The organism is Kordiimonas sp. (genome assembly GCF_048260245.1).
Taxonomy (GTDB): domain Bacteria; phylum Pseudomonadota; class Alphaproteobacteria; order Sphingomonadales; family Kordiimonadaceae; genus Kordiimonas.
The window spans coordinates 1-11,190 of sequence record NZ_JBLXGZ010000057.1; the positions used below are offsets into that span (position 1 = coordinate 1).

Annotated in this window: 6 protein-coding genes; 5 read left to right on the forward strand and 1 reads right to left on the reverse strand. The window is 55.1% G+C overall.

Annotated features, from left to right (window positions below):
* Both pepN and ACN0VM_RS17500 read left to right on the forward strand, forming a co-directional pair.
* Positions 1 to 2,335: aminopeptidase N (gene pepN / locus ACN0VM_RS17495; protein WP_417452184.1), on the forward strand; the 2,335-nt coding region annotated here is incomplete at its 5' end.
* 255 nt (positions 2,336 to 2,590) lie between these two features.
* The gene (locus ACN0VM_RS17500) at positions 2,591 to 2,992 is read left to right on the forward strand and encodes a helix-turn-helix domain-containing protein (protein ID WP_417452185.1); all 402 of its coding nucleotides are present in this window, start codon (positions 2,591 to 2,593) and stop codon (positions 2,990 to 2,992) included.
* Positions 2,993 to 3,172: 180 nt separating this feature from the next.
* On the opposite strand, the gene ACN0VM_RS17505 is transcribed toward ACN0VM_RS17500, so the two are convergent.
* On the reverse strand, positions 3,173 to 5,599 hold the full coding sequence (locus ACN0VM_RS17505) for a hypothetical protein (protein ID WP_417452186.1): 2,427 nt from the start codon (positions 5,597 to 5,599) through the stop codon (positions 3,173 to 3,175).
* 182 nt (positions 5,600 to 5,781) lie between these two features.
* Here ACN0VM_RS17505 and ACN0VM_RS17510 point away from each other — a divergent pair, with 182 nt between their 5' ends.
* The 3 genes from ACN0VM_RS17510 to prsT all read left to right on the forward strand — a co-directional run bounded on the left by ACN0VM_RS17510 (position 5,782) and on the right by prsT (position 11,060).
* The gene (locus tag ACN0VM_RS17510; protein WP_417452187.1) at positions 5,782 to 6,717 is read left to right on the forward strand and encodes a nicotinate-nucleotide--dimethylbenzimidazole phosphoribosyltransferase; all 936 of its coding nucleotides are present in this window, start codon (positions 5,782 to 5,784) and stop codon (positions 6,715 to 6,717) included.
* A gap of 120 nt (positions 6,718 to 6,837) precedes the next feature.
* Positions 6,838 to 8,235, forward strand: a complete 1,398-nt coding sequence (locus ACN0VM_RS17515; RefSeq protein ID WP_417452188.1) for a TIGR03013 family XrtA/PEP-CTERM system glycosyltransferase — start codon at positions 6,838 to 6,840, stop codon at positions 8,233 to 8,235.
* 17 nt (positions 8,236 to 8,252) lie between these two features.
* On the forward strand, positions 8,253 to 11,060 hold the full coding sequence (gene prsT, locus ACN0VM_RS17520; RefSeq protein ID WP_417452189.1) for an XrtA/PEP-CTERM system TPR-repeat protein PrsT: 2,808 nt from the start codon (positions 8,253 to 8,255) through the stop codon (positions 11,058 to 11,060).
* The last annotated feature ends 130 nt before the right edge of the window (positions 11,061 to 11,190 follow it).

Sequence of the window (11,190 nt, forward strand, 5' to 3'; positions counted from 1 at the left end):
TACGCTCAAAGTTGTTACCGACCTCAAGCCAAAGGAAAACACGCGGCTTGAGGGTTTATATTTTTCGGGCGGAAACTTCTGTACACAGTGCGAGGCCGAGGGTTTTCGACATATTACCTATTTTCCTGACCGCCCGGACGTGCTTGCCCGCTATACCGTGCGGATAGAAGCAGACAAGGCGCAATTCCCGGTGCTGCTGTCAAACGGTAACCCGGGTGCGGCGGGGGATCTGCCCGGTGGCCGGCATTATGCAGAATGGACGGACCCGCACCCCAAACCAGCTTATCTCTTTGCGATGGTAGCGGGTGACCTGGGGTGCCTTGCCGACAGCTTCACGACACGGTCGGGCAGGGAGGTTGCGCTTAACATTTATGCCGCCCGGGACGATCTGGACAAATGCGCCCACGCCATGGCGTCGCTCAAGCGTTCCATGTCTTGGGACGAGCAGGCCTTCGGTCTGGAATATGACCTCGATGTTTATAACATTGTCGCCGTGTCGGATTTCAACATGGGGGCGATGGAGAACAAGGGCCTTAATATCTTCAACACAAAATATGTGCTGGCCAGCCAGGAAACCGCAACGGATGCGGATTTCGACCATGTTGAGGGTGTGATCGGCCACGAGTATTTTCATAACTGGACGGGTAACCGGGTGACCTGCCGGGACTGGTTCCAGCTCAGCCTGAAAGAGGGTCTGACCGTTTTTCGCGATCAGGAATTCTCAAGTGACATGACATCCCGCTCTGTCAAGCGGCTGGATGACGTTCGCGCGCTGAGGATGATGCAGTTCCCGGAGGACGCCGGGCCGCTTGCGCACCCCGTGCGGCCGGAGAGTTATATCGAAATCAATAATTTCTACACTGCGACGGTCTACAACAAAGGCGCAGAAGTTATCCGTATGATGCACCGCCTGATTGGCGCCGCCGCCTTCCGAAAGGGCATGGACCTATATTTTGAGCGGCATGACGGGCACGCGGTTACCTGTGAAGATTTTGTCTGTGCGATGGAAGATGCCAGCGGCATAGACCTGGCACAATTCCGCCTTTGGTATTCGCAGGCAGGTACGCCAGCACTTGGTATCACGCGGGAGCGAGACGGGCAGGACTTGGTCTTTCATGTTGAGCAAAGTTGTGCACCGACCCCGGGCCAACCGACGAAGAAACCGTTACATATGCCGCTTCTTGTTGGTTTTCTGGATGAAGATGGCACCGAGATACAGCCGGAGCTTTCGGGTGCTGGCGAATGGTCAACAGATGGGTGCTTGTTGCAGTTGTGGGAAGCCCGCCAGTCCTTTCGGTTCAAGAATGTGCCCATAGGTGTGGTGCCCAGCCTGTTGAGGGGTTTCACCGCGCCTGTGACCATGGGCCATGACCTGACGTCTGGCGAGTTGGCCTTTCTTGCACGCCATGACGGCGACGCCTTCGCGCGGTGGGAAGCCGCGCAGCATATGTATGGTGACTTTTTGCTTGCCTGTGTGGCGGGAGAGCAGAATGCCGCTGTCCCTGCGAAAGAAATCAGCGCTTCCTTCACAAGCTTGCTTACCGATACCAGAACAGATGAGGCGCTGTTAGCGGAACTTCTGGCGCTGCCGTCGGAAATTTCACTGGGCCAACGCATGGCGGTGCTGGCGCCGCAGGCAATTCACGATGTCCGGGAAGCTTTGGCCGTATGTTTTGCTAAAGAAAATGCCGATTTGCTGCACAAGCGTTACGCTGGTCTGGCGCCTGCGCACTTTGACCTGACGCAGGAAAGCAAGGCCCGCCGACGCCTGCGCAACACGCTGTTGAAATATCTTTCCTACCTCCCGGACGCCGAAGTTCTGGTGTGCGATCACCTCAGGCAGGCAGACAATATGACCGACCGGATGGCCGCTCTTGCCATTGTCGCGGGGAGTGATTTTTCAAGCCGCAGCGATATTCTGCAAACTTTCTACGACAAGTGGCAGCATAACGATCTGGTTGTTGACAAATGGTTTGCTGTGCAGGGGCAAAGTCGGCGGCCGGACACTGTTCAGGTTGTTACTGACCTTATGCGCCACCCGGCGTTCAAAATAGCCAATCCAAATCGGTTACGTTCATTGCTGTCAGGCTTTTCTATTCTCAATCAGGTTCGCTTTCACTCATCGGACGGTTCCGGCTATCGCCTGTTGGCTGATACAATCGACCGGGTAGATAAAATTAACCCGCAAACAGCAGCGCGGCTGGTTGCTCCGCTTGGACGCTGGCAACGCCTGCCTGCTGACAGTCAGAGGCTGATGAAAGCCGCGCTTGAGGATTTGAAGGCGCGTGTGCAGAGCGAAGATGTGCGGGAACTGGTCGACAAATCCCTGAATTGAAGGCTGGTGATTCGGTTGAAAGGTCTCGACTGGCCGCGAGAATGGCCGCGTGTCGCTTTGCCGCAGAATTGATACTATATGTTGCAAAATAGTGCAGTTTTTGGCTAGTTATTGTTTCCGAAGGGAAATTGGGTCGAGAAGTTAGGAGTATAGGTGCTCTGGTCCGCACGAACCGGGACACCGAAGTTTATATACTAGAGATAGTAGGCGGCTCGCCTTATAATGGGTACAGCCAATCACCAGAGAGAGAGTATAATGAATAAGAGTCCTGATCCGATTGACGTTCACGTCGGTCAACGTGTGCGCGCACGTCGTAAAATGCTTGGTCTGTCGCAAACCCAACTCGGTACCGAGCTGGGTGTTACTTTCCAACAGGTTCAGAAATACGAGCGGGGCACCAACCGCATCGGTTCGAGCCGTCTGTTCCGTATGTCCACCACCCTTGATGTTCCTGTAGCTTACTTCTTTGAAGGTGCAGAAACTAAACTTCCTGGCTATAACGCTGCCGGTGAAGGCGTGGACGGAGACGCCTTTGAGCGTCAGGAAACCCAAGAGCTTGTAGAAGCATACTACCGTATTGCAGACCCGCGCATTCGCAAGAAGGTTCTGGGTCTTGCCCGGCTACTTGCAAGTGGCGTAGACGAGTACGGTATGTAAGACAAAAGCCATGAGCCGTCTCACCAGCGGTTGACGGATATCTAAAAGTTAAAAGCGCGGCCTTTGTGTCGCGCTTTTCTTCGTTCCGCGTTCTTTTAGTGGCAAAACCCCGGCTAACAAAACACCGGGCCAACAAATAATAGGGGCGACAAAATAGGGGCCGCTTCCGCGGCCCTATTCTCAGTCTGTTTGTTTTTTCTCTCGCCGTTTTTTACGTTCCCGACGGGTGACATACACCAACCCAGGTGCAAGCAGCAGGAAGCCTGCCGGCGCAGGGACCGAGATAATTTGGATGATCGCGGTATCAAGGCTTGTGAGGATGAGATCACCGGGCGCATACCATTGGCTTGATATGCCGCTTCCTACAGTGATAATCTCACCATTCTCCAGCACACGCCCATTATAGAGAATACGTAACGTAACCTCATAGCTTCCGGTTGCGCCAAAATTGGTGCCTAGGCCGCTTGTCAGTGACAGGCTTTGTCCTTCTCCCAGAATGGTGTCACCCAACACCCACTGCAAGTCGAACTCATCCAGATCGGTTAGCTGACAATAAAGCTCAGCTTCGAAAGTGGTGCCACACCCGTTCAAGGTGAAATCCTCACCCAGCGGAATGGGGTCATAAACCCCGGCTTCGGCGACCAACTCATACTGAGCAGGTTCCGGAGGTTCCGTTGTTGGCGGCTCCGTCGTCGGTGGTTCCGTTGTCGGCGGGGCTGTTGTTGGTGGCTCCGTCGTTGGCGGCGCGGTTGTCGGTGGCTCCGTCGTCGGCGGCGCCGTGGTCGGAGGATCCGTTACCGGTGGATCGGTCACAGGAGGCGCCGTGGTAGGCGGGTCTGTTGCCGGCGGCGATGTCGATGGCGGCGCCGTAGTTGGCGGATCAGTCGCGGGCGGCGCTGTCGTCGGTGGGTCCGTCAGGTCCGGCGTTCTGTCGTCAGGCGTCGGTACCGGTGTCTCCTCCGGCGGTTCTTGTACTGGAGGCTCGGTTTCGGGTTCCGGTTCAGGCTCCGGTTCAGGGGAGCTTGTCGGCGGTGTTGGCGTTGCCGATTCAGACTCCTGCGTGGGCAGGCCGTTTGAATTGTCGGCGAAAACCGCGACAGGGTCGATGATTGGTGTTGTGATGTTCAGGACACTCTCAACCGAAATATTCTGGCCTGCAGCTGGCGCAATGCGTTCAATGAATGCAGCAACTTCCTCGGCAAGTTCTTCTTCTATCTCGTTGTCTGCTTCTGGGTAAATAATGACAGCAGTTACATATGTGTCCTGCCCGCCAAGTTGTCGGAAGCTGATGCGAAGCGTGCCGTCGACGACCTCGGCGCGTGTTACGAGCATGTGCCCACTCGCAGGACTGCCTCCACCTGAACCATCCGCCTGAAGGAATGGCCCTACGGTATCGAGTGACTTGGCTGCGCCCATCCCAAATACGGAGGAACTGAAGCCGGCAATGACACCACCACCAAGCCCAAGTCCGGGCAGGTCCATGACCTGACTGTTCACAAGTGATCCTTCTGCCACTGCGGATAACTGGAACTCAAGTTCCGGCGCCATGCTGGTAATTGTGGGCGCCTCATCGGGTGCGTCAGCCAGACGGCCGGGCCCTCCGGTTGACAGTTTCATAACGGGGACAAGATCATCTGTCGCCCGCGTATCAACCATATTGACGTTCCCGCCGTTACGCTTAACGTCTACGCCGAATGGATAGAGCGGCGAGCGGCCATTGGGACGAGGGGCAGTCAAAATAACAACACGATAGCGCCCGTTTGGAATATTCGACGCGACGAATTGTTCAACGTTATGAACACCGTTCGACAAAATCGATGGACCTGAAGGTGAAGCCTCATCCGCCATTCCTTCGCCGATGAGCATTTTATTGTCTGCACCGACACGGGTGAACTTGTCATAAGGTTCGCGGGATGTTGGGCCAAGGTCCCAACCAATCGCGCCTTCAGTTAGTTTGAAGTTTTCATCCAGTACAAACGGTGCCATGAAGGCGGTCCAATGGGTGCGGGCACCGGCCTCAATAATTAGGTTTGCGGCATCGGAAATGGTCGCAAGGTCATAATCTCCAGCCGCTTCTTCGATTTTGCGAAGCAGTGCTTCCATTCGGACTTTCAGCGCTTCGTCGTCGCCCATTGCCTGATTGAGGTACGACTGCACCACCTGAAAGCCCCATTCATCTACCGCGAGGGCGCCCTCGACGGCCTCCTCAAGCGTCACGGTGGGGAAGGTTTCGATCCGGGCCTCAACTGGCGAGCGGATAAGATCCGCGCTGCGTGTACCGGTCAGGTAGAATTGCTCAGCCGCCTGCGCTGTCGCACCGTTATTTGAAACAGCGCTGGCGTCCGAACTACCAACCGACGGGTTTGCAAGTGCTGGCCTCACGATTTTCAGCCGCCGGATCCCCGGAATTTCGACCGGTGGCGGTGTTGTCATCACATAGGTCGCGGGCGGGGGCAGGATACCGTTACCCACCAGAGGCGGCAGGCTGTCATCCAGGATGCTCAGCTCATCATCCTCCTGATACATGCCATACAGTAGCGTGCCAGTTGCTACCGCTGTACCTGTCAGCAATGTGGAGATGACGATCGATCGATTACTTTTGAACATACCGGGACCCTTGGTCTAGTGGGTATAATTTTAATATAATTCTATAATGTTTAACTGTTTGTGTACAGAGAGCCAATTATATTTTAAATGGCAGTCTGGTGCCATGATAATCATGGCCTCACTGAAATAGTCTGGTTGATGGCCTGACTTCCCCGAAAATCTAACTCAATTGGTATAAAGATATGTTAACAGGCCAGCCGTTCGATGATCTCCGCACAATTGTTTCCCAACTCCCTGACGCTGACGATGATGCTGCGAATGCTTTTGTCACGGCGTGCGAAATGAGCAGTTTTACCGAAGACAGGGGTCTGGTTGAACTGGGCGCCTGGATGGCTGCATGGCAAGGCCGCGCGAACCCGGCAAGTAAAGACACACACATATGTATTCTGGCTTCTTCCTACAAAGGATCAGGCAAGCCGGAAGACGTGCTGGGTTATGTTGCCGCCACGGCAAAAGGCCGCGCACCGGTGAACCTGCTGTGTGTCGATCAGGGTATCGGCCTTCGCGCACTGGAGCTGGCGCCCCAGTTGCCGCATGACCCGAACGTGGAATGGCGCGAGGCAGATTGCATGGGGGCTGTCGCTTTCGGGATGGAGGCCGCCGCATCCGAAGGTGATGTTCTGGGTCTCACCGCTTATGCGCCAGGTGGCGACGTGCGGGCACTTTCCGTGTTGGTGGCAACAGGCGCATTGAAGCCAGACGCCACAGAAAATACATCTTCACCACTGGGGCAAATGCTTGCTCACCCGACTGTGGCCGCTGTTGCGCCGTGCGCCGGGCTCGACCCTCTGGAAGCAATGCAGCAGTTTGGCGGGCGGGAAATTGCCGGCGCGGTGGGCGCGATCATCGCTACCCGCAGCAAACGCCTACCCATGTTGGCGGAAGGCTGGGCCGCTCTTGCCGCCATGGTTGTTCTGCGTGCGTTAAGGCCTGGCTCCACCGATCATGTCATGTTTTCAGCGCCGGACAGCCCTGCCTTGAAGCAGGCGTTGGAGCAGTTGAACTTTACGACACTTATTAGCCAACCGGTTGGGGTTGGCCCCGGATGTGCCGTTGCTCTTGCATTGCCTGTATTAAAGGCGGCCTGCCAACTGCCGAGTATGCCTGCGCTTGAGTAGGAACATGGGCCGGTAAGCCTGTTACCTTGAAGATACAATGGCTTGAACAATTTTGGACAACCACCTACTGTGCGTCCCGCGGGGGAGATTATGTATCGGCTTAGGGGACAGTAACGGCAAATGGTCCGTATTTTTCGTCACTATGTTTCAACGGTAAAGCTGACGCTTGCGGCGGTTGATTTTGCACTGGTGTTCGGGTGTGTCATCCTTGCCGAATATTTGCGCTATGAGTATCTGGGCCTGCATTGGACCACCACGCTGGCCCTTGAAGCTTGGCTGGCGAAGTTTATGGTGCCTCTGTCCAGCGTTGCAGCCTTGCTGGGGGTGGGGTGCTATCATTCTGATGCAATTCAGGATTTTCGTATTTTTGTCATAAGGCTGTTCGTTGGCCTGTGCGCGGCGGGCATGTTTTTATCTGCGCTCCTTTACCTGCTGCCGATGTTGCCGCTGTGGCGTTCTATTCTGCTATTGGCGCTGATGCTGTCAGCGTTAGCAGTGTTCACCTATCACGGTCTGTTTCAACTGCTGGGTAAAACCAACCTGATTGGTCGACGGGTTTTGATCCTCGGCGCCGGGAAGCTGGCGGACGAACTCCAGCAATATGCCGCACAGGCGCGTGAAGCCGGGATGAATATCGTCGATATTGTCATGCTGCCCGGTGAGCGCGCGCCGCTCAAAAACGCCATTATACTGAATGATATCGATGACCTTCACAGCTACGCCGTTGAGCGTGAGATAGAGATGATCATCGTGGCCAACGATGCCGATGACACGGCGGTGCCGCTTGAGGCTTTGATCGCGTGCAAGCTGGCCGGTATCGAGATCAAGGACAGGCTTGCATTCTACGAACAGGTGCGCGGCTACGTTGAACTGACGTCTGTGCGCTCGGAATGGATTATTTTTTCGGATGGGTTCCGTGGCGGAACCGGGGTGGAACGTCTGGCAAAGCGCATGCTGGACGTTGCCGTTAGCCTGTTGTTACTGGGTGTAACATTGCCGGTGATGATACTGGTGGCGCTTCTTGTAAAGCTCACAAGCCGGGGGCCGATTTTTTATCGCCAGGAACGGGTTGGCATGAATGGTCAGACATTTGGTCTGCTGAAGTTCAGGAGCATGCGACAGGATGCGGAGGCGCATGGTGCGCCGCAGTGGGCGCAGAAAAACGATCCACGTGTTACACCAATCGGTACTTTGTTGCGTAAAACTCGGCTGGATGAACTGCCGCAGGTTCTCAATGTTCTTAACGGGGCAATGAGTTTTGTCGGCCCCCGGCCCGAGCGACCCTATTTTGTTGCTCAGCTTGGCGAGCAGATACCATTTTACCGTGAAAGGCACTGTGTCAAGCCGGGTATCACCGGATGGGCGCAAATACAGTATCCTTATGGTGCGTCGATTGAGGACGCCCGCCGCAAACTTGAATATGATCTTTATTATATCAAAAACTATTCCCTGTTTTTGGATTTGCTGATTATCCTTCAGACTGTGCGGGTAATTTTATTTCCAAGCGGGGCAAGGTGATGGCGAACAGGAGCGGTATGGTACATAGATCAGGGTTATTTCCCCGTGTGGCCAAGGCCGTCACCTCGACGGCGTTGGCTGCGATCATGCTCGGCTCCAGCGTTCTTGCGCAGGATAACTATGAGGAAATAAAGCAGCTTTTTGAAGCACGCCAGTATGCTGAGGCTCTCAAGGAATTGCAGGGACTGCAAGGCGAAGTTGAAGCCGATAGTGAATTATATCTGTTGCTGGCTCGCGCCTATCTGGAAACCGGGGCGGGGATTGCTGCGGAAGCTGCGATAGAGCGCGCAAGAAGGCTGGGGGCAGATTACGCCGGTACCGCCACACTGTTTGCCAAGGCACTTCTGCTGCAAGGAAAATATGCTGGCGCATTGGGTGCCATACGGGGCGTGATTATCGCGCCCGAGGAGGTCGTAACCGCAAGCATTATCGCAGGTGACGCCAACTTTGCGCTGAAAAACCTCGAGGAGGCGCGGCGCAGCTATAAAGTCGCAAGCGAAAAAGACCCTGAGAACTTTCAGGCATATCTCGGTTTGGCGCGGCTTGAAATGCGCTCCGGAGACTTATTGAAGGCGGAGGAGTTGATAAAAACCGCGGCGCAGTATGGCGGTTCCAACACCATGGTCCAATACACGTGGGGGTTAATTTCCAGATATCTGGGGAAGCGTGACGAAGCGGAACAGCATTTTACTGAATCACGCCGTCTGTTTCCCAACAATATCATGGCGAACATTGAACTGGCTTCAATTCGTATCGACCAAGGTATGTTAAACGAAGCCGAGCAATATCTCGATTCCGTATATGCTATCGCGCCGGACTATACCATGGCACTGTATCTTTCGAGTGTGGTGGAAGCCAGTCGTGGCCAGTTTGAAGAGGCATATAATCTTTTGAACCGGGCCCGTGATATTACGGATTCTTATCTCCCGGCGATGTATATACGCGGACTTTTGGCCTACCAACTGGGTCATTATGTAGTGGCGGAAAGCCATTTGCGTCGCGTGCTCGGGGCTTTGCCGAACAACAAACCGGCCCGGATGGCTCTGGCGGGTACCTATTTGCAGCAGAGTAAACCAAGCGCGGCATTCAAGACACTGCAGCCTTTGTTGGAGGTCGGGAATCCTGATGGTAGTTCAATTGCCATGGCGGCTGCAGCCTCTATGGCGGCTGGGGAAGTAAAGAGGGGACACGAGCTATACGAATTGTTGGCTGAGGAAGAGAGCCGCTCGCCAAAGGATGTGGTTGCGGGGCTGACGAGCAAGTTGGCGCTAGCTCGGTATGTTGCCGGTAATTCCGTGTCCGCCGTTGATGCGATTTTGACCCAACCTGCTTCGCCCAATATCGACGTCAGGGAACTTGGTATTCTTGGCGGTATGCAGTTGCGCACAGGGGACCATGCCGGGGCGGAACTGACGATTACAAAAATCATCACCGCCCTGCCGGAGCGTGCTCTGGGTTATAATATGAGGGGTACGCTGGAGTACAAAGAAGGTCAGTATTCAGAGGCATTCGCAAGCTTCTCCGAGGCCGTTTCCAAAAACCCTGAATATTATGCTGCCGTAAGAAACAGAGCTTTGGCAGCGCTGCAACTGGGTCGGTTTGCTGCAGCAGAGCGTGACCTGAAAAATGTATTGCGCTCGCAGCCCACAGATGCCCGGGCCAAGGCGGCATTGGGGCGTGCACTTCTTTTGCAGGGCAAGGGAGCCGAGGCAGTTACCTATTTCGAGGAAGCTGTCAGGCTGATACCGGGGTCGCCCGATATGGAAGCTGATTTTGCCGATGCTCTGGCGCAGGCGGGTCAGACAAGCCGTGCGATCGAGCAGGCCAAGGACGCGGCTGTACTGGCAGCGGATCGGCCGCTACTGCTCAAGCGTATCGGTTTGTTACTGCTCGATATGAACCAAGCACGCCTAGCTGTGCGGCCGCTTTCCCGCTATGTCGCTTATAATCCGAATGATGGTCAGGCCCACCTGCTGCATGGCAGGGCATTGCTGGCGATGGGCCTCAGTACGGGTGCCAAGACTTCTTTCCTGCGGGCAATCAATGCCGAGAGTAACCAGCCCGAGACGGGCATGGTCAACTGGTACCTGTTTGCTATCGACTCGCTGTCGGGCAAGTTTGGTGATGCGCTGAAACGGTTACCAGCGCTCGAGCGAGATAAACGTCCGAGCGATATCAGTCCGAGCGTGACCGGTGATACCCTGGCGGCAGTTGGACGCACCGATGAAGCGATTGAGGCTTACCAGACAGCGATGGCCGATGGGTCGTCGACGGATCTCGCCCTTGGTTTGTCGCGTGTATATGAAGTGCAGGGCAAGCTGCAGCTTGCTATTTCCACCCTTGAGGACCATCTGCAACAGGATACGACAGACCGAAACGTTCGCATGAGGCTGGGCGGGTTGTTGGAGCAGTCTGGCTTGCCTGCCGCCGCGACCAGTCAATACGAAGCGGTCTTGCGCGAAGGGGTGGCAGACGCCCAGGTCGTGGCGCGACTGGCACGTGCCTATCTTCGCCTTGGCAACCGGCGCAGCGCGGCACTGGCTGAGCGTGCCTATCTTATCATGCCGGAGGATCCGTTTGTCCTTGATGTATACGGATGGGTTATGTTGCAGGCGCAACGTGAGCCAGACCTAGCTGAGAAGGTAATTGCCAAAGCAAGCAGACGTGCCCCTTCTGTCGCGTTATACCGGTATCATCTTGGCATGGTCTATCTGGCGCAAGGCAGACGGCAGGAAGCGCTGGAGACTTTGCGACAAGCTGTGAGGCTAGACCCGAACTTTGAAGAAGTAGATGACGCACGGCGGCAAATTGAACTTCTTGAATAGGGTGAGGTATGCCAGATAAAGAATTGAAAATACTATTATTTTCAAGTTTATATCCTAATGCAACTGATCCCGTTTTTGGCGTTTTTGTTGAAAATCGCCTGCGTCATTTCAGGGCAGATACCGGCCATCA